Source organism: Streptomyces sp. NPDC051109 (assembly GCF_044455885.1).
Lineage (GTDB): Bacteria > Actinomycetota > Actinomycetes > Streptomycetales > Streptomycetaceae > Streptomyces.
Window position 1 is genome coordinate 24,526 of the sequence record NZ_JBITFF010000022.1, and the last position, 17,313, is coordinate 41,838.

20 protein-coding genes and 1 pseudogene are annotated in these 17,313 nt (G+C 73.8%); 16 read left to right on the forward strand and 5 right to left on the reverse strand.

Annotated features, from left to right (window positions below; genetic code table 11):
• The first annotated feature begins 1 nt into the window (after window position 1).
• The 5 genes from ACIBAD_RS30610 to hisF are packed head-to-tail and all read left to right on the forward strand — an operon-like array spanning window position 2 to window position 2,688.
• Complete coding sequence (locus ACIBAD_RS30610; RefSeq protein WP_030155934.1) at window positions 2-169, forward strand: hypothetical protein; 168 nt, start codon at window positions 2-4, stop codon at window positions 167-169.
• Window positions 166-816, forward strand: a complete 651-nt coding sequence (hisH, locus tag ACIBAD_RS30615) for an imidazole glycerol phosphate synthase subunit HisH (protein ID WP_134075043.1) — start codon at window positions 166-168, stop codon at window positions 814-816. Before ACIBAD_RS30610 ends, hisH begins: the two co-directional genes overlap by 4 nt.
• Window positions 816-1,547, forward strand: coding sequence for a bifunctional 1-(5-phosphoribosyl)-5-((5-phosphoribosylamino)methylideneamino)imidazole-4-carboxamide isomerase/phosphoribosylanthranilate isomerase PriA (gene priA / locus ACIBAD_RS30620; RefSeq protein WP_134075042.1), 732 nt, complete (start codon window positions 816-818; stop codon window positions 1,545-1,547). The genes hisH and priA overlap by 1 nt, the downstream gene beginning before the upstream one ends.
• Complete coding sequence (locus ACIBAD_RS30625) at window positions 1,544-1,936, forward strand: RidA family protein (RefSeq protein WP_134075041.1); 393 nt, start codon at window positions 1,544-1,546, stop codon at window positions 1,934-1,936. Before priA ends, ACIBAD_RS30625 begins: the two co-directional genes overlap by 4 nt.
• Entirely contained in the window at window positions 1,933-2,688 is a 756-nt protein-coding gene (gene hisF, locus ACIBAD_RS30630; RefSeq protein ID WP_134075040.1) for an imidazole glycerol phosphate synthase subunit HisF, read from the forward strand. The genes ACIBAD_RS30625 and hisF overlap by 4 nt, the downstream gene beginning before the upstream one ends.
• 90 nt (window positions 2,689-2,778) lie before the next feature.
• Here hisF and ACIBAD_RS30635 read toward each other — a convergent pair whose 3' ends face one another.
• Window positions 2,779-3,411 (reverse strand): TIGR03085 family metal-binding protein, encoded by a 633-nt coding sequence (locus tag ACIBAD_RS30635; RefSeq protein ID WP_134075039.1) that lies wholly within the window; start codon window positions 3,409-3,411, stop codon window positions 2,779-2,781.
• An 84-nt stretch (window positions 3,412-3,495) separates the two neighbouring features.
• Between ACIBAD_RS30635 and hisI the strand changes: the two genes are divergently transcribed.
• The 11 genes and pseudogenes from hisI (at window position 3,496) to lgt (ending at window position 12,758) form a co-directional block, all read left to right on the forward strand.
• Window positions 3,496-3,858, forward strand: a complete 363-nt coding sequence (gene hisI / locus ACIBAD_RS30640; protein ID WP_053786912.1) for a phosphoribosyl-AMP cyclohydrolase — start codon at window positions 3,496-3,498, stop codon at window positions 3,856-3,858.
• A 19-nt stretch (window positions 3,859-3,877) separates the two neighbouring features.
• Window positions 3,878-5,368, forward strand: a complete 1,491-nt coding sequence (locus ACIBAD_RS30645; protein WP_398909880.1) for an anthranilate synthase component I — start codon at window positions 3,878-3,880, stop codon at window positions 5,366-5,368.
• 22 nt (window positions 5,369-5,390) lie between these two features.
• Window positions 5,391-6,029: a TIGR02234 family membrane protein gene (locus tag ACIBAD_RS30650; RefSeq protein WP_398909882.1), complete on the forward strand. Its 639-nt coding sequence runs from the start codon at window positions 5,391-5,393 to the stop codon at window positions 6,027-6,029.
• A gap of 81 nt (window positions 6,030-6,110) precedes the next feature.
• Entirely contained in the window at window positions 6,111-6,362 is a 252-nt protein-coding gene (locus ACIBAD_RS30655) for an HGxxPAAW family protein (RefSeq protein WP_134075036.1), read from the forward strand.
• Window positions 6,363-6,422: 60 nt separating this feature from the next.
• Window positions 6,423-6,923, forward strand: coding sequence for a DUF2752 domain-containing protein (locus tag ACIBAD_RS30660; protein WP_134075035.1), 501 nt, complete (start codon window positions 6,423-6,425; stop codon window positions 6,921-6,923).
• Window positions 6,924-7,095: 172 nt separating this feature from the next.
• Window positions 7,096-7,905 (forward strand): indole-3-glycerol phosphate synthase TrpC, encoded by an 810-nt coding sequence (gene trpC / locus ACIBAD_RS30665; RefSeq protein ID WP_134075034.1) that lies wholly within the window; start codon window positions 7,096-7,098, stop codon window positions 7,903-7,905.
• Between the two features lie 8 nt (window positions 7,906-7,913).
• Complete coding sequence (gene trpM / locus ACIBAD_RS30670) at window positions 7,914-8,138, forward strand: tryptophan biosynthesis modulator TrpM (protein ID WP_398909885.1); 225 nt, start codon at window positions 7,914-7,916, stop codon at window positions 8,136-8,138.
• 222 nt (window positions 8,139-8,360) lie between these two features.
• Window positions 8,361-9,605 carry a tryptophan synthase subunit beta gene (trpB, locus tag ACIBAD_RS30675; RefSeq protein ID WP_134075033.1) on the forward strand — a complete coding sequence of 415 codons (1,245 nt, stop codon included), beginning with the start codon at window positions 8,361-8,363 and terminating at the stop codon, window positions 9,603-9,605.
• Window positions 9,602-10,417: a tryptophan synthase subunit alpha gene (gene trpA / locus ACIBAD_RS30680; RefSeq protein WP_134075032.1), complete on the forward strand. Its 816-nt coding sequence runs from the start codon at window positions 9,602-9,604 to the stop codon at window positions 10,415-10,417. The genes trpB and trpA overlap by 4 nt, the downstream gene beginning before the upstream one ends.
• A 122-nt stretch (window positions 10,418-10,539) precedes the next feature.
• Window positions 10,540-11,331 (forward strand): annotated as a pseudogene (locus tag ACIBAD_RS30685) (thioredoxin domain-containing protein); the annotation flags it as partial.
• A 347-nt stretch (window positions 11,332-11,678) separates the two neighbouring features.
• Window positions 11,679-12,758, forward strand: a complete 1,080-nt coding sequence (lgt, locus tag ACIBAD_RS30690; protein WP_398909887.1) for a prolipoprotein diacylglyceryl transferase — start codon at window positions 11,679-11,681, stop codon at window positions 12,756-12,758.
• 71 nt (window positions 12,759-12,829) lie between these two features.
• On the opposite strand, the gene ACIBAD_RS30695 is transcribed toward lgt, so the two are convergent.
• Genes ACIBAD_RS30695 through ACIBAD_RS30710 form a run of 4 tightly spaced genes read right to left on the reverse strand, consistent with a single transcriptional unit; the run spans window position 12,830 to window position 17,260 of the window.
• Entirely contained in the window at window positions 12,830-13,651 is an 822-nt protein-coding gene (locus tag ACIBAD_RS30695) for a CoA ester lyase (RefSeq protein WP_134075030.1), read from the reverse strand.
• Entirely contained in the window at window positions 13,648-14,880 is a 1,233-nt protein-coding gene (locus tag ACIBAD_RS30700) for a CaiB/BaiF CoA transferase family protein (RefSeq protein ID WP_398909890.1), read from the reverse strand. Before ACIBAD_RS30700 ends, ACIBAD_RS30695 begins: the two co-directional genes overlap by 4 nt.
• Complete coding sequence (gene rbsK, locus ACIBAD_RS30705; RefSeq protein ID WP_134075028.1) at window positions 14,877-15,848, reverse strand: ribokinase; 972 nt, start codon at window positions 15,846-15,848, stop codon at window positions 14,877-14,879. Before rbsK ends, ACIBAD_RS30700 begins: the two co-directional genes overlap by 4 nt.
• On the reverse strand, window positions 15,845-17,260 hold the full coding sequence (locus ACIBAD_RS30710; protein WP_398909987.1) for an ADP-ribosylglycohydrolase family protein: 1,416 nt from the start codon (window positions 17,258-17,260) through the stop codon (window positions 15,845-15,847). The genes rbsK and ACIBAD_RS30710 overlap by 4 nt, the downstream gene beginning before the upstream one ends.
• Window positions 17,261-17,313 lie beyond the last annotated feature (53 nt).

Consider the following 17,313-nt stretch of genomic DNA (forward strand, 5'->3'; position numbering starts at 1 on the left):
CGTGAACGGCCTGAACACCATCCTGATCGTCGTCGGCCTCTTCCTGGCCGGCGGCGTCTACTCCTTCCAGAAGCAGAAGATGCCCGCATCGGTCGTCATCCTGCTCGCCATCGGCTCCGCGATGTGCCTCGCCGCCGGAGTCCTGCGGATCCAGGGGATTTGGGAATGAGCGCAGCCCGTCCGACCAAGACGGTCGTGGTCTTCGACTACGGCTTCGGAAACGTACGTTCCGCCGAGCGCGCGCTGGCGCGGGTCGGGGCGGACGTCGAGATCACCCGCGACTACGACAAGGCCATGGACGCCGACGGGCTGCTCGTGCCCGGCGTCGGGGCCTTCTCGGCCTGCATGCAGGGGCTCAAGGACGTCCGCGGCGACTGGATCATCGGCCGCCGGCTCTCCGGCGGGCGGCCCGTCATGGGCATCTGCGTCGGCATGCAGATCCTCTTCGAACGCGGCATCGAGCACGGCGTGGAGACGGAGGGCCTCGACGAGTGGCCCGGCACCGTCGAGCCGCTGCGCGCCCCGGTCGTGCCCCACATGGGCTGGAACACCGTGGACGCCCCGGCCGACAGCCAGGCATTCAAGGGCCTGGACGACGAGGCCCGGTTCTACTTCGTGCACTCGTACGCGGTGCGCGGCTGGAGCCTGGAGGTCACCAACCCGGTGATCCGCGCCCCGAAGGTCACCTGGGCCACCCACGGCGAGCCCTTCGTCGCGGCGGTGGAGAACGGGGCACTGTGGGCGACCCAGTTCCACCCCGAGAAGTCCGGCGACGCCGGAGCCCAGCTCCTCACCAACTGGATCGAGACCCTCTGATGACCGCCAGCAAGCTCGAACTGCTGCCCGCCGTCGACGTCCGCGACGGCCAGGCCGTCCGCCTCGTGCACGGGGTGTCCGGCAGCGAGACCTCCTACGGGTCCCCGCTCCAGGCCGCCCTCGCCTGGCAGGCCTCCGGCGCCGAGTGGCTCCACCTCGTCGACCTCGACGCCGCCTTCGGCACCGGTGACAACCGTGCGCTCGTCGCCGAGATCACCGGCGCCATGGACATCAAGGTCGAGCTGTCCGGCGGCATCCGCGACGACGCCTCGCTCGCCGCGGCCCTCGCCACCGGCTGCACCCGCGTCAACCTCGGCACCGCCGCCCTGGAGACCCCCGAGTGGGCCGCCAAGGCCATCGCCGAGCACGGCGACAAGATCGCGGTCGGGCTCGACGTACGCGGTACGACGCTCAAGGGCCGCGGCTGGACCAGCGAGGGCGGGGACCTCTACGAGACCCTCGCGCGCCTGGACTCCGAGGGCTGCGCCCGGTACGTCGTCACCGACATCGGCAAGGACGGCACGCTGACCGGCCCCAACCTGGAGCTGTTGAAGAACGTCTGCGCCGCCACCGACCGGCCGGTCGTGGCCTCCGGAGGCATCTCCTCGCTGGACGACCTGCGGGCGCTGGCCGGGCTGGTGCCGCTGGGCGTCGAGGGCGCGATCGTCGGCAAGGCCCTGTACGCGAAGGCCTTCACCCTGGAAGAAGCCCTGAAGGTGGTCTCCGCATGAGCACCGACGTACGCCGCATCTCCTCCGGCGGCGCCTACGAGGACGTCATCGGCTACTCGCGCGCCGTGCAGCTCCCGAACGGCCTCGTGCTGGTCTCCGGCTGCACCGCCGCCGACGCCAACGGCCCGTACGACCAGGCCATGGGCGCCTTCGGCGTCGCCTTCAAGGCCCTCGCCCAGGCCGGTCTCGGCCCCGAGCACGTGGTCCGCACCCGGATGTACCTCACGCACGCCCGGGACGTGGACGACGTGGGCCGCGCCCACAAGCAGCTGTTCGACGCCGTCCGCCCCGCCGCATCGATGATCATCGTTTCCGGCTTCGTCGACCCCAGCATGGTCGTCGAGGTCGAGGTCGAGGCGTACGGCCCGGTGCAGGAGGCATCCGCATGACCCTCGCCGTACGAGTGATCCCCTGCCTCGACGTGGACAACGGCCGCGTCGTCAAGGGCGTCAACTTCCAGAACCTGCGGGACGCCGGCGACCCGGTGGAGATGGCCAAGCTGTACGACGCCGAGGGCGCCGACGAGCTGACCTTCCTCGACATCACCGCGTCGTCCGGGAACCGCGAGACCACGTACGACGTGGTGCGGCGGACCGCCGAGCAGGTGTTCATCCCGCTGACCGTGGGCGGCGGCGTCCGCACCGCGCAGGACGTGGACAGGCTGCTGCGGGCCGGTGCGGACAAGGTCGGCGTGAACACCGCCGCCATCGCGCGGCCCGAGCTGATCCGGGAGATCGCGGAGCGCTTCGGGCGGCAGGTGCTCGTGCTGTCCGTGGACGCCCGGCGCACCGCCGCCGGCTCCTTCGAGGTCACCACGCACGGCGGCCGCCAGGGCACCGGAATGGACGCGATCGAGTGGGCGCACCGGGCGGCCGAGCTGGGCGCCGGGGAGATCCTGCTGAACTCGATGGACGCGGACGGCACGAAGGACGGGTACGACACCGAGATGATCGCGGCCGTGCGCAAGCACGTCACGGTCCCGGTGATCGCCTCGGGCGGCGCCGGGCGGCTGGAGCACTTCGCCCCGGCGATCGCGGCCGGCGCCGACGCGGTGCTCGCCGCCTCGGTGTTCCACTTCGGCGACCTGCGGATCGGCCAGGTCAAGGGAGCCCTGCGCGAGGCGGGCCACCCGGTCCGCTGACGCCCTGGCCGGCGGACGGGGTCCGACGCCGGCCGCCCGGAGCCCGGCCGGCCCGCAAGGGGCCGGCCGGGCTCCGGGCACCGGGGAGGATCAAATGCCGAGCTTGGCCACCGTCAGCTTGGCGACGGCCTCCTTCGGGCCGTCCAGCTCCACCGCGGCCGCGTCCTGGCGGCCGAAGCAGAAGAGGGTCAGCTCGCCGGGCTCGCCGGTGACCGTCACCACCGGGGTGCCCTTGTGCGCCACCGCCGTCTGGCCGTTCGGGCGGCGCAGCACCAGGCCCACCGGTGAGCGGCGGCCCGTCAGCCGGGCCAGCTTCTCCAGGCGCGCCCACAGGGAGTCCGAGAACACCGGGTCCAGCGTGCGCGGCGACCAGTCGGGCTGGGCGCGCCGTACGTCCTCGGAGTGGACGTAGAACTCCACCGCGTTGGCCGCCTCGTCGATCTGCTTCACCGCGTAGAGGGACATCTTCGGCGGGCCGGTGCGGATCAGCTGGATCAGTTCCTCGTACGGCTTGGCCGTGTACTCGGCCATCGCCTTGTCCAGCCGGTCCTTCAGGACGTTGAGCAGCAGGCCGCCCGCCGCGTCCGGGCGGCGCTCCCGGACCACCACGTGCGCCGCCAGTTCCCGGGCCCGCCAGCCGTCGCACAGCGTGGGCGCCTCCGGCCCCGCCGCTTCCAACAGGTCCGCCAGCAGCAGGCGTTCGCGCTTCGCATGGGTAGACATGGGGGCCACCATACGACCGGAAGCCGTGCTTTGCCCGCTCATCAGGCGGACGGTGATCTCCCGCGGCCGTCCGGGCGCGGCACAATGGCCCCCATGAGTACGTCCTCCCTCGATCCCGCCATCGCCGCCCGGCTCAAGCGCTCCGCCGACGGCCTGGTCCCGGCCATCGCCCAGCAGTACGACACCGGTGAGGTGCTCATGCTCGGCTGGATGGACGACGAGGCCCTGCACCGCACCCTGACCACCGGCCGCTGCACGTACTGGTCCCGCAGCCGCCAGGAGTACTGGGTGAAGGGGGACACGTCCGGCCACTTCCAGCACGTGAAGTCCGTGGCCCTCGACTGCGACGCCGACACCCTCCTCGTCAAGGTCGACCAGGTGGGCGCCGCCTGCCACACGGGCGCGCGTACGTGCTTCGACGCCGATGTCCTTCCGCTGGCCGAATAGGTAGATAGGGTCCCACCCCATGGATCTTGAGACGTTCCGCAAGCTCGCGGCGGACCGCCGCGTCATCCCCGTGAGCCGCAAGCTGCTGGCCGACGGCGACACCCCCGTCGGGCTCTACCGCAAGCTGGCCGCCGAACGCCCGGGCACCTTCCTCCTGGAGTCCGCCGAGAACGGCCGCTCCTGGTCCCGCTACTCCTTCGTCGGCGTCCGCAGCGCCTCCACGCTGACCGTCCGCGACGGCCGCGCGCACTGGATCGGGACCCCGCCCGTCGGCGTCCCGACCGACGGCGACCCGCTCGAAGCCCTGCGCGCCACCGTCCAGGCCCTGCACACCCCCCGCGACCTCGCCGCCGGGATGCCGCCCTTCACCGGCGGCATGGTCGGCTACCTCGGCTACGACATCGTGCGCCGCCTGGAGCGCATCGGCGAGCACACCGCCGACGACCTGCGGCTGCCCGAGCTGACCATGCTGCTCACCTCCGACCTGGCGGTCATGGACCACTGGGACGGCACGGTCCAGCTCATCGCCAACGCCATCAACCACAACGACCTCGACACGGGGGTGGACGAGGCGTACGCGGACGCGGTGGCCCGGCTCGACGCGATGGAGGCAGACCTCGCGCGGCCCGCCCCGTACACGCCCACCCCGCTGCCCGCCTCCGAACTGCCGGAGTTCTCGGCGCTGTGGGGCGGGGAGAAGTACCAGGAGGCCGTCGAGGACATCAAGGAGCGCATCCGGGCCGGCGAGGCCTTCCAGGTGGTGCCCTCGCAGCGGTTCGAGACCCCCTGCGCCGCCTCCGCGCTGGACGTCTACCGGGTGCTGCGGGCCACCAACCCGTCCCCGTACATGTACCTGTTCCGCTTCGAGAACGGCTTCGACGTCGTCGGGTCCAGCCCCGAGGCCCTGGTCAAGGTCGAGGACGGGCGGGCCATGGTCCACCCGATCGCCGGCACCCGCCACCGCGGGGCCACCCCGCAGGAGGACCACGAGCTCGCCGAGGAGCTGCTGGCCGACCCCAAGGAGCGCGCCGAGCACCTGATGCTCGTGGACCTGGGCCGCAACGACCTGGGCCGGGTCTGCGAGCCGGGATCGGTCGAGGTCGTCGACTTCATGTCGATCGAGCGGTACTCGCACGTCATGCACATCGTCTCCACCGTCACCGGCCGGGTCGCCGAGGGCCGGACCGCCTTCGACGTGCTGACCGCCTGCTTCCCGGCGGGCACCCTCTCGGGCGCGCCCAAGCCGCGCGCCATGCAGATCATCGAGGAGCTGGAGCCCTCCCGGCGCGGCCTGTACGGCGGCTGCGTGGGCTACCTCGACTTCGCCGGGGACTCCGACACGGCCATCGCCATCCGCACGGCGCTGCTGCGCGACGGCACGGCCTACGTCCAGGCGGGCGCCGGAGTCGTCGCGGATTCCGTGCCCGAGCTGGAGGACCGGGAGTGCCGCAACAAGGCCGCCGCCGTGCTGCGCGCGGTGGGAGCGGCGAACCGGCTGAACGGCGCGTGAGCGCGTAGGGGATAGTGGGTACGTGAGTGCCGTACCCCCACCCCGAACCGACGCCGCCGCCCCCGAGGCCCCGGACGGTCGCGGCGGCCGCCGCAGCGTGGCCGTCGCCCTGCTGCTCGGCGCGCTCGGCGCCACCGTCGTCCTGCTCGCCTCCGGCCGCGTCTGGGCCCGGGGCACCGCCGCCGTGGGGGGCGGCTCGCTGCCGCTGACCGTGGACGGGCGGGCCGTCACCGGCCTGCCGGCGGCCCTGGCCATCGTGGGCCTCGCGGCCCTGGTGGCCGTGTTCGCCGTACGCGGCAGGAGCCGGCTGCTGGTCTCCGGGCTGCTCGCGCTGAGCGGCCTGGGCGCGGCCCTGGCCGCCGTACTGGCCGCCGACGACCGGCAGGCGCTGGACGCGCAGGCCGCCCGTACGACGGCGGACACCGCGGCGCACGTGGCGGCGCTGACCCATACGGCCTGGCCGTACGTCACGGCCGCCGGCGCGGCCCTGATCCTCGTCGCCGGACTGCTGGCGCTGCGGTTCGGCAGCGGCTGGCCCGCGATGGGCGGGCGCTACGAGCGGGACGGCAGCCCCCGCAGCCGCAAACCGGCGGCGGTGGACCCCGACCGGCCCGAGGACCTGTGGAAGGCCCTGGACCGCGGTGAGGACCCGACCCGCTGACCATGCACCGCGCCCCGTGCGGGACAATGAGCACCGAGCATTTCTGATCAGCACCGCGACAGAGCAAACGAGGAGCAACTCATGGCGGGCACTAACCACGGACACACCCCGGCCGCCTGGACCGGTGTCATCATCGCCTTCATCGGTTTCTGCATCTCCGGCGCCTTCATGGTGATCGCCAACCCGATCGGGTTCTGGGCGGGTCTCGTCGTCGTCGCGCTCGGCGGTGTGGTCGGCCTGGCGATGAAGGCCGCGGGCATGGGTGCGCCGAAGGCCGCCCACCAGGACCTGGCCGTGGTCATCGCCGCCAACAAGGCCGCCGCCAAGGTCTGACCGGTCGGTGCCGGTGAACGGTTTCGAAAGGCGCGGCCCCGTTGGGCTGCGCCTTTTGTCATGAGCGGAGAGAATCAGCGCGTGGACGCCCCTCGCAGCCCCTACGCCGTGCCCGCGCAGCCGCCCGGGCAGCCCGCGCCCGGGCAGCCCGCGCCCGCCCAGAGCCGGGCCCGGCGGCTGGCCGCGCCGGGGCTCACGCTGGCCGCGGCGGCCCTGGCGTTTGCGTACGTGGGCACCGTGGATCCCAATGAACCCGGCCACTATCCGGTCTGCCCGCTATTTCGCCTGACCGGAATCCTGTGCCCCGGATGCGGTGGTCTGCGCAGCGCGCACGCGTTCGCCCAGGGCGACCTGATCGCCGCTTTGGGGGCAAATGCCCTGGCCGTCGTCGGCTACTTCGTCTTCGCCGGCTTCATGATTCTTTGGCTTGTTCGCGCGTGTCGCGGCGGTCCGACCCCGCGCTTTGCCCTGCGGCGGCCGCACTGGTGGGTCATCGGGGTACTGGCCCTGGTCTTCGCGGTGGTCCGAAACCTGCCGTTCGGAGCCGCACTGGCCCCGTGAGGACCGGGGGATTCCCTTATGAATCCCGGATTCCGAATGTCCATTCCATGGGACGCCGTCAACCGCGTGCGGAGGGCAAGGCCTCCTGCGGATACCATTTGATTGCTGACCTTGCAGTTGTACGTGTCTGCAAGGCGGCCGACCGTCATCGACCCGGAAGGGGGCCGCTCGCGTGAGTGTGCTCGACGAGATCATCGAAGGGGTCCGCGAAGACCTTGCCGAACGGCAGGCCCGCGTGAGCCTCGACGAGCTCAAGGAGCGTGCCGCCAAGGCGCCCCAGGCCAAGGACGGCGTCGCGGCCCTGCGCGGCGACGGCGTCAAGGTGATCTGCGAGGTCAAGCGCTCCAGCCCCTCCAAGGGCGCGCTGGCCGCGATCGCGGATCCGGCAGGACTCGCCGCCGACTACGAGGCGGGCGGTGCGGCGGTCATCTCCGTCCTCACCGAGCAGCGCCGTTTCGGCGGTTCGCTGGCCGACCTGGAGGCCGTCCGCGCACGCGTGGACATCCCGATCCTGCGCAAGGACTTCATCGTCACGGCGTACCAGCTGTGGGAGGCCCGCGCCTACGGCGCCGACCTCGTGCTGCTGATCGTCGCGGCCCTGGAGCAGGAGGCCCTCGTCTCCCTGATCGAGCGGGCCGAGTCCATCGGCCTCACCCCGCTCGTCGAGGTCCACGACGAGGACGAGGTCGAGCGCGCGGTTGCGGCCGGCGCCAAGATCATCGGCGTCAACGCCCGCAACCTCAAGGACCTCAAGGTCGACCGCTCCACCTTCGAGCGCGTCGTCGGCGAGATCCCGGCCCACATCGTCAAGGTTGCCGAGTCCGGCATCCGCGGGCCGCACGACCTGATCGCCTACGCCAACGAGGGCGCCGACGCCGTCCTCGTCGGGGAGTCCCTGGTCACCGGACGCGACCCGAAGGCGGCCGTGGCCGACCTCGTCGCCGCCGGCGCCCACCCCGCCCTGCGCCACGGGCGGAGCTGACCCGTCCCATGGCCACCGACCGCCCCTCCGTCCGCACGCAGCACGTGCCGCAGGCAGCTCGCCGCGGTCCGCTCGGCGTGCCGACGGCGTACGCGCCCCTGGCGCGCGGCTGCCGCCCCCGCGGCTGCCGCGCCCCGGCCCGGCGGGTGCACGGGCGGCGGGTCAGGTACGTGATCGGCTCCGAGCCCGGTCAGGTCAACGGCATGCGATGGCGCACCGCAGGCGCGCTGTGACGAGGGCCGCCCGGGCCCGGTACGCCTGACGCCACCGTCCCGACGGCGGCGGCGTACCGCCCCCGGCGGTGTTCGCTCACGGTCCGCAGCCCCGGGCCGCCGGCTCCGGGCGCGGGCCGCTGCGCCCGTACGCACCCCCACCCCCGCAGCGGGGTGCGCGTGCGGCGGGCCCGCGGCGCAATACGGTGCACCCATCCCATCGCACCCGTAGGAGTACTGGGCATGTCCAGCAGCTCGTTCTTCATTCCGGACCCGGAGGGTCACGTCCCCAACGCCGAGGGTTACTTCGGCGACTTCGGCGGCAAGTTCATCCCGGAGGCGCTCGTCGCCGCCGTGGACGAGGTCGCCGTCGAGTACGAGAAGGCCAAGGGCGACCCGGCCTTCGCGGCCGAGCTCAACGACCTGATGGTCAACTACACCGGCCGGCCCAGCGCCCTCACCGAGGTGCCGCGGTTCGCCGAGCACGCCGGCGGCGCCCGGATCTTCCTCAAGCGCGAGGACCTCAACCACACCGGCTCGCACAAGATCAACAACGTGCTGGGACAGGCGCTGCTCACCAAGCGCATGGGCAAGACCCGCGTCATCGCCGAGACCGGAGCCGGCCAGCACGGCGTGGCCACCGCCACCGCCTGCGCCCTGTTCGGCCTTGAGTGCACCGTCTACATGGGCGAGATCGACACCCAGCGCCAGGCCCTGAACGTGGCCCGGATGCGGATGCTGGGCGCCGAGGTCATCGCCGTGAAGTCCGGCTCCCGGACCCTCAAGGACGCCATCAACGAGGCGTTCCGCGACTGGGTCGCCAACGTGGACCGCACCCACTACCTGTTCGGCACCGTCGCGGGCCCGCACCCTTTCCCGGCCATGGTCCGCGACTTCCACCGGGTCATCGGCGTCGAGGCCCGCCGCCAGATCCTGGAGCGCGCCGGCCGGCTGCCCGACGCCGTCGCGGCCTGCGTCGGCGGCGGCTCCAACGCCATCGGCCTCTTCCACGCCTTCATCCCGGACACCGGGGTCCGCCTCGTCGGCTTCGAGCCCGCCGGGCACGGGGTCGAGACCGGCGAGCACGCGGCCACGCTGACCGCCGGCGAGCCGGGGATCCTGCACGGCTCCCGCTCCTACGTCCTCCAGGACGAGGAGGGCCAGATCACCGAGCCGTACTCGATCTCGGCCGGCCTGGACTACCCGGGCATCGGCCCGGAGCACTCCTACCTCAAGGACAGCGGGCGCGGCGAGTACCGCGCCGTCACCGACGACGCCGCGATGCAGGCCCTGCGCCTGCTCTCCCGCACCGAGGGCATCATCCCGGCGATCGAGTCGGCGCACGCGCTGGCGGGCGCCCTCGACCTCGGCAAGGAGCTGGGCAAGGACGGGCTGATCGTGGTCAACCTGTCCGGCCGCGGCGACAAGGACATGGACACGGCGGCCCGCTACTTCGGGCTGTACGACGGCGAGGGGGAGACCAAGTGAGCACGGGGAACATCCAGCTGCTGAGCGACACCCTCGCCAAGGCGAAGTCCGAGGACCGGGCGGCCCTCGTCGCCTACCTGCCGGCCGGCTTCCCGACCGTCGACGGCGGCATCGAGGCCGTCAAGGCCGTCATCGCGGGCGGCGCGGACGTGGTCGAGGTCGGCCTCCCGCACAGCGACCCGGTCCTGGACGGCGCGGTCATCCAGACCGCCGACGACATCGCCCTGCGCGGCGGCGTCAAGATCGCCGACGTGCTGCGCACCGTGCGCGAGGCCCACGCGGCGACCGGGGCGCCGGTCCTGGTGATGACGTACTGGAACCCCATCGACCGCTACGGCGTGGAGCGGTTCGCCACCGAACTCGCCGCGGCGGGCGGCGCGGGCTGCATCCTGCCCGACCTGCCGGTCCAGGAGTCCGCGCCGTGGCGCGAGCAGGCCGACAAGCACGGTCTGGCGACCGTCTTCGTCGTCGCTCCGAGCAGCAAGGACGAGCGCCTGGCGACCATCACGGCCGCCGGTTCCGGCTTCGTGTACGCCGCCTCGCTGATGGGCGTCACCGGCACCCGCGAATCGGTCGGCAACGAGGCCCAGGAGCTGGTCCGCCGTACGCGTGCCACCACCGAGATCCCGGTCTGCGTGGGCCTCGGCGTCTCCAACGCCGTGCAGGCCAAGGAGGTCGCGGGCTTCGCCGACGGGGTGATCGTCGGCTCGGCCTTCGTGAAGCTGCTGCTGGACGCGCCGGACCTGCCGGCCGGGCTGGCCGCCGTACGGGCGCTGGCGGGCGAGCTCGCGGAAGGCGTCCGCAGGAGCTGACGAGCCGGCGGACCCGTGCGTTCGATCGGCGGAGCGAACCCCTGAACGGGTTCTGTAGCCCGATCGGGTGGAAGTGGGAGCGGGGAGGCACGCGAGTGCCTCCCCGCTTCGTTTGGCCGAACGTGAGCGAGAAGAACGACGGTGCGAACCGCGATGCGAAACGATCGGCCCGCGAGCGGCTCCAGGTGGAGCGCGAGCGCGAGAAGAAGAGGGAGAAGCGGCGGCGGACCATCGTCGTGGCGTCGGCGGTGGTCGGCGTCCTCGGCCTGGCGGCCGTCGTCGGCCTGATCGCGGCCAACACCGGCAAGGGCGACAAGTCCGCGGCCGGAGGCCCGGTGACGGCCCCCTCCGGGGCCACCGGCAAGGACGCGCTCGCCATCCAGGCCGGCAAGCCCGAGGCCAAGTCCACGCTGACGGTGTGGGAGGACTTCCGCTGCCCGGCGTGCAAGTCCTTCGAGACCAACTACCGGGACACGATCCACGAGCTGGAGGCCAAGGGCCTGCTGAAGGTCGACTACCACCTGGTCACCCTGATCGACGGGAACATGGGCGGCAGCGGCTCGCTGAAGGGCGCCAACGCGGCCGCCTGCGCGCAGGACGCCGGGAAGTTCCCCGCCTACCACGACGTCCTGTTCGAGAACCAGCCGCAGGAGACGGACGACGCATACGGGAACAACGCCAAGCTGCTGGAGCTGGCCGGCAAGGTGGACGGTCTGGTCACCCCGGAGTTCCGCAAGTGCGTCGAGGACGGGACGCACAACAGCTGGGTGGGCAAGTCCTACGAGGCCTTCCGCGCCGGGAAGTTCCGGGGCACCCCGAGCGTGCTGCTGAACGGCAAGGACATCTTCGCCGACCAGGCCAACCCGGTGACCCCGCAGAAGCTCAAGGAGCAGGTCGAGGCCGCCGCGAAGGGCACGGGCGGCGGTAGCGCCTCGTCCTCGCCGTCCGCCTCTGCCTCCCCGTCGCACTCCGCCTCGCCGAGCGCCTCCGCGAAGGGGGCGAAGACGACGGGATCCGGAGCGCCGTCGGCCTCTTCCTCGGCCGTGGCGAAGTCCTCCTCCACCGGGACGGGATCGCGGGCCGGCTCGGCCGGGGTCGCCAAGGGGGCCGGCGAGGATTAGGCGGTGCCGGGCGGGTCAGGGCCGGGCGGGCCGGGCCCGGCCCTGGTCGGCGGACGCGCCCGGGGCCCGTCTCGATTTGGCGCCAGGTTGCCGGGCGGGTTGCGGTCCGTACCGCCCGGCAGGGTAGCGTCGGCTCTGCCATGAACCTTGCCTATATCCCCAGCCCGTCGACCGGCGTGATCCATCTCGGACCGATCCCGCTGCGCGGCTACGCGTTCTGCATCATCATCGGCGTCTTCGTCGCCGTCTGGCTCGGCAACAAGCGGTGGATCGCGCGCGGCGGAAAGCCGGGCACGGTCGCGGACATCGCCGTGTGGGCCGTGCCGTTCGGCCTGGTCGGCGGTCGCCTCTACCACGTGATCACCGACTACCAGCTGTACTTCGGCGAGGGCCGCAACTGGGTCGACGCCTTCAAGATCTGGGAGGGCGGCCTCGGCATCTGGGGCGCCATCGCGCTGGGCGCGGTGGGCGCCTGGATCGGCTGCCGCCTGCGCGGCATCCCGCTGCCGGCCTGGGCCGACGCCCTGGCCCCCGGCATCGCGCTGGCCCAGGCCTGCGGCCGCTGGGGCAACTGGTTCAACCAGGAGCTGTACGGGCGGGCCACCGACCTGCCCTGGGCCGTCGAGATCAGCGACGGCCCCAACCGGGTCGCCGGCACCTACCACCCGACCTTCCTGTACGAGTCGCTGTGGTGCCTCGGCGTCGCGGCGCTCGTGATCTGGGCGGACCGCCGCTTCAAGCTCGGCCACGGCCGGGCGTTCGCCCTCTACGTCGCCGCGTACTGCGTGGGCCGCGGCTGGATCGAGTACATGCGGGTCGACGAGGCCCACCACATCCTCGGCGTCCGGCTGAACGTGTGGACCTCGATCGTGGTCTTCATCCTGGCCGTGGTCTACCTCGTGCTGTCCGCGAAGCTGCGGCCGGGCCGCGAGGAGGTCGTGGAACCGGACCGCGGGCCCGCGGCGTCCGACCCCGCGACCAAGGACGAGGCCAAGGACGCGGACAACGACGACGCGAAGGACGCGGCCAAGGACGAGGCGAAGGACGGCGCCGCCGAGGCGAAGGACCCCGAGGACGGGGAATCCGAGCCGAAGGCGGACGCCGGGGCCGGGGCCGTGACCGACGTCGAGACCGTCAAGGCCGAGGCCGCTTCCGCCGAAGCGGCCGAGGACGCCGGGGCGGCGGACGCCGAGGCTCCGAAGACCGCCAAGAAGCTCTGACCGGGTCTCCCGGACCGGGGGAGGGGCGCCGCGCACACCGCGCGGCGCCCCTCCCCTCTTGCGTCCGGGGGTCAGGAAAGGACGGGCGATTCCCGGCGCGCGAGGGCGACGACCCGTTCCGCCCCCGCCAGCACCGCAGGGTCCACGAAGCGGCCGTCCGGCAGGGCCACCGCCCCCGGTGTGCGGCGGGCGGCCGCGACGATCTCCTGCGCGGCGGTGACCTCCGCCGGGCCGGGCAGGTAGGCCCGCTCGATCACCGGCAGCTGGCGCGGGTGGATCGCCGCCCGGCCCAGGAGGCCCAGCGCCCGGCCGCGCGCACACGAGACGGCCAGCGCCTCCAGGTCCCGGATGTCGGGGAAGACCGACTGCGCGGGCGGGGCCAGTCCCGCCGCCCGGGCCGCGACCACCACCCGCGAGCGCGGCCAGTCCAGCCCCGCCTCCGCGCTGATGCCCAGGTCGGCCCCGAGGTCGGCCTCGCCGAGGGAGAGCCCGCGCAGGGCGGGGTGCGCGCGGGCGATCTCGTACGCGCGCTCCACGCCCAGGGCGGACTCCAGCATGGCGTGGAGCGCCACCCCGCCGGTGCGGTCGGCGACCGCGGCGATCTGCTCCGGGGCCGTGATCTTCGGCAGCCGCAGCCCCGCCAGGCCGCGCAGCCCGGTCAGGGCGGTCAGGTCGGCGCCGGCCCAGGGGGAGTCGAGGGCGTTGACGCGGACGAACACCGGGAGCGGGGGCCGCTCGGCCAGCCGTTCCGCGGTGGCGGCGCGGGCGTACTCCTTGCGGGAGGCCGACACCGCGTCCTCCAGGTCGACGATGACGGCGTCGGCCCCGGAGTGCAGGGCCTTGGCGACCACCTCCGGGCGGTCGCCGGGTACGTAGAGCCAGGTCAGGATCACAGGGCCCCCTCCATCCGGAGTGCGCTGATCTCGGCCTCGGACAGGCCGAGTTCGGTGAGTACGGCGTCGGTGTCCGCGCCGTGCGGGCGGCCCGCCCAGCGGATCCCGCCGGGGGTCTCGGAGAGCCGGAACAGGACGTTCTGCATCCGCAGCGGCCCGAGTTCGGGGTCCTCGACCTCGGTGACGCTGTCCAGGGCCGCGAACTGCGGATCGGCCATGACGTCCCGTACGTCGTAGACCAGGGCCACGGCGGCCTCGGCCTCCTCGAAGGCGGCGACCACGTCGTCGGCCTTGTGGCGGCCGATCCAGCCCCCGACCGCCTCGTCGAGGACGGGCGCGTGCGCGGCCCGGCCGGAGCCCGTCGCGAACCACGGCTCGGCGATCAGCTCGGCCCGGCCGACGAGCCGCATGACGCGCTCCGCGATGGACTGCGCGGAGGTGGAGACCGCCAGCCAGCGGCCGTCGGCGCTGCGGTAGGTGTTCCGTGGGGCGTTGTTGGTGGAGCGGTTTCCGGTGCGCGGCTGGACGTAGCCGAGCTGGTCGTACCAGAGCGGGTGCGGGCCCAGCACGGTCAGGATCGGCTCGATGATGGCCAGGTCCACCACCTGCCCCGGTCCGGTGCGCCCGCGCCCGGCGAGCGCGGTCATCACGGCGTACGCGGTGGTCAGCGCGGCGATCGAGTCGGCGAGTCCGAAGGGCGGCAGGGTCGGCGGACCGTCGGGCTCCCCGGTGATCGCGGCGAAGCCGCTCATCGCCTCCGCGAGGGTGCCGAAGCCGGGCCGGTGGGCGTACGGGCCCTGCTGGCCGAAGGCGGTGACGCGGGCCAGGACCAGCCGCGGGTTGGCGGCGGACAGCTCGGGCCAGCCCAGCCCCCACTTCTCCAGGGTGCCCGGGCGGAAGTTCTCGATGACCACGTCGGCGGTGGCGGCCAGCCGCAGCAGGGTCTCGCGCCCGCCGGGGGTGGACAGGTCGAGGGTCATCGTCCGCTTGTTCCGGCCGAGCAGCTTCCACCACAGGCCGATGCCGTCCTTGGCCGGGCCGTGGCCGCGCGAGGGGTCGGGGCGCTCGGGGTGCTCGACCTTGACGACGTCGGCGCCGAAGTCGCCGAGCAGGGTGGCGGCGAGGGGCCCGGCGAAGAGGGTGGCGAGGTCCAGGACGCGCAGCCCGTCGAGGGGGCCGCCGGTGGCGGCGGCGCCGGGGGAGGGCCGCGTCGCGTCGGCAGGGGTCACGAGGCGGCTCCCGCGGCCGGTTCGCCGGCGAGGTCGTTCCCGGTACCGGTACCCGTACCGGTACCGGGCGCGGAGGCGGAGGCGGCGAAGGCGTCGGTCTCCGCGCGGGTCGGCATCGAGTCCTGCGCCCCGGGCCGCTGGACGGAGAGGGCGGCCGCCGCCGAGGCCCAGCGCAGCGCCTCCGGCATCGGGCGGCCCTCCCCGAGGGCCACCGCCAGCGCGCCGACGAAGGTGTCCCCGGCGGCGGTGGTGTCCACGGCCCGGACCGGGAGCGCCGGCACCGCAAGCGGCTTCCGGCCCCGCGCCGCGTACAGCACCCCGGCCGCGCCCAGGGTGAGCACCACCTCCGGTACCTCGCGCAGCAGCGCCTCGGCGGCTCCCAGCGGGTCGGTGAAGCCGGTCAGGGCCGCCGCCTCGTGCTCGTTGGGCACCAGGAGGTCCACCAGCTCCAGCAGTTCGCGCGGCAGCGGCCGGGCCGGGGCCGGGGTGAGGACCGTACGGACCCCCTGGGCGCGGGCGGCCGCGGCGCCCGCGAGGACGGCCTCCATCGGGAGTTCGAGCTGGAGCAGCAGGAGGTCGACGGCGCCGATCCGGGCCGCGTCGCCCGCCTCCAGCCCGGTGACGGAGCCGTTGGCGCCGGGGATGACGATGATGCTGTTGCCGCCCTCGTCGTCGACGGTGATGTGCGCGGTGCCGCTGGCGCCCTCGACGGTGCGCAGGGCCGCCGTTTCGACCCCGGCCGCGGTGAGCGCGGAGCGCAGCCGTACGCCGAACCCGTCGGCGCCGACGGCGCCGATCATCACCACCTCCCCGCCGCTGCGGGCGGCGGCGACGGCCTGGTTGGCGCCCTTGCCGCCGGGGACGGTGCGGAACTCGCGGCCGGTGACGGTCTCCCCGAGGCGGGGGGCCTTGGGGACGTAGGCGACGAGGTCCATGTTGGTACTGCCGAGCACGGCGATGGCCGTCATGGGCGGGCTGCCTCCTGTGCGGTGAGGTGGGCGAGGGTGTCGAAGCCGATGCCGTCGAAGCCGGGGACGGTGGTGGCGAGGCGGTTCTTGAGGGGGGCGGACCAGCGGTGCGGGACGCCGTGCGGGTCGACGAGCGCGGCGAGGGAGCCGGCGGTGGCGCCGTTGGAGTCGGTGTCCCAGCCACCGGACACGGCGCGGCAGACGGAGTGGGTGAAGTCCCCGTCGGCATGGGTGAGGGCGGCGGCGATGAGGGCGGTGTTGGGGACGGCGTGAACCCAGTGGTAGCGGCCGTACCGCTCGTGGAGGTGGTCGACGACGCGGTCGAAATCGGTGTACCGGTGCGCGGTGTCGACGGCGTGGCGGACGGCCTCGGCGAGGCGCGAGCGCGGCGGTACGACGGCCAGCCCGGCCCGGAGCGCGGTGTGGACGTCGGCCCGGCCGCCGGCGGCCTCGGCGATGGCGGCGGCGCTGAAGAGGGCGGCGTAGAGGCCGTTGGCGCTGTGGGTGAGGGCGGCGTCCCGGTACGCCTGGGCCGCGGCGGCGGCCGGGTCGCCGGGGTGGGTCCAGCCGTGGACGTCTGCCCGGATGAGGGCGCCGATCCACTCGCGGAAGGGGTTGTGGTGGGTGGCGGTGGCCGGGGGCTCCAGCCCCTGGAGGAGGTTGCGGTACGCGAGGCGCTCGGCGGTGAAGGTCCGCCCGGCGGGCAGCTCGTCGAGCCAGAGCCGGCCGACGTCGGCGGTGGTGAAGCCCTTGCCGTGGCGCCGGAGCAGCCGGAGCCCGAGGAGGGGGTAGTTGAGGTCGTCGTCCTCGGGCATGCCGTCGATGTTCTCAGCGAGGGAGGTGCCCGCGGAACGCCGGTTCCAGGGGTGTGCGGCCAGGAGCTCCGCGGGGACGCCGCGCGCGGTGAACCAGTCGCCCGGCGGCCAGTTCCCGGCGGCCCGGCCCAGCGCCCGGATCGCGTGCAGCGGCAGCTTCTCGACGGGCTTGCCGAGCAGGCACCCGACGGCCCGCCCCGTCCAGGCGGCCTCCAGCCGGCGGCGCAGCTGCGGATCCGCACCGGTTCCGGCCCCGGGCTCCGGCCGCGCGGGACGGTCCGCCGGGCGGGGGCGCGCGGCGGCCGGCCCGTCGGCGGCCGGGGATGCGGGCCAGGTCGCGGTGATCGCGGGCCAGGAAGCCGGTTCCGCCGCGGCCGAGGGGACCGGGAGGGAGGCGAGTTCGTCCAGGAGGCGCAGGGCCAGGGCGCGCAGTTCCGGTGGGGCCGGGGCGGGGGAGGCGCCGGCCCGGGAGGGAGCCGGGTGGCCGCCCGCCGCCGCCCAGGCCCGCGCCGCCGGCCCGGCGTCCCGGCCGTCCTCCGCCGCCTGTCGCAGCTCGTGGCCGACCAGGTCCTCCGGCTGCGCCCAGGTCAGCCGCAGGGTCCCGGCCGGACCGCCGCCCGGGGCCGGCGCGGGCGACGGCCCCGCGGGCG

What these genes read in the sequence shown, in the direction of transcription:
- hisH (WP_134075043.1), top strand. Translation starts at nt 166, where the DNA reads ATGAGCGCAGCCCGTCCGACCAAGACGGTCGTGGTCTTCGACTACGGC.
- priA (WP_134075042.1), top strand. Translation starts at nt 816, where the DNA reads ATGACCGCCAGCAAGCTCGAACTGCTGCCCGCCGTCGACGTCCGCGAC.
- rbsK (WP_134075028.1), bottom strand. Translation starts at nt 15,848, where the DNA reads ATGACGGCCATCGCCGTGCTCGGCAGTACCAACATGGACCTCGTCGCC.
- hisI (WP_053786912.1), top strand. Translation starts at nt 3,496, where the DNA reads ATGGCCCCCATGAGTACGTCCTCCCTCGATCCCGCCATCGCCGCCCGG.
- hisF (WP_134075040.1), top strand. Translation starts at nt 1,933, where the DNA reads ATGACCCTCGCCGTACGAGTGATCCCCTGCCTCGACGTGGACAACGGC.
- ACIBAD_RS30660 (WP_134075035.1), top strand. Translation starts at nt 6,423, where the DNA reads ATGAGCGGAGAGAATCAGCGCGTGGACGCCCCTCGCAGCCCCTACGCC.
- ACIBAD_RS30645 (WP_398909880.1), top strand. Translation starts at nt 3,878, where the DNA reads ATGGATCTTGAGACGTTCCGCAAGCTCGCGGCGGACCGCCGCGTCATC.
- trpB (WP_134075033.1), top strand. Translation starts at nt 8,361, where the DNA reads ATGTCCAGCAGCTCGTTCTTCATTCCGGACCCGGAGGGTCACGTCCCC.
- lgt (WP_398909887.1), top strand. Translation starts at nt 11,679, where the DNA reads ATGAACCTTGCCTATATCCCCAGCCCGTCGACCGGCGTGATCCATCTC.
- ACIBAD_RS30635 (WP_134075039.1), bottom strand. Translation starts at nt 3,411, where the DNA reads ATGTCTACCCATGCGAAGCGCGAACGCCTGCTGCTGGCGGACCTGTTG.
- ACIBAD_RS30655 (WP_134075036.1), top strand. Translation starts at nt 6,111, where the DNA reads ATGGCGGGCACTAACCACGGACACACCCCGGCCGCCTGGACCGGTGTC.
- trpM (WP_398909885.1), top strand. Translation starts at nt 7,914, where the DNA reads ATGGCCACCGACCGCCCCTCCGTCCGCACGCAGCACGTGCCGCAGGCA.
- ACIBAD_RS30625 (WP_134075041.1), top strand. Translation starts at nt 1,544, where the DNA reads ATGAGCACCGACGTACGCCGCATCTCCTCCGGCGGCGCCTACGAGGAC.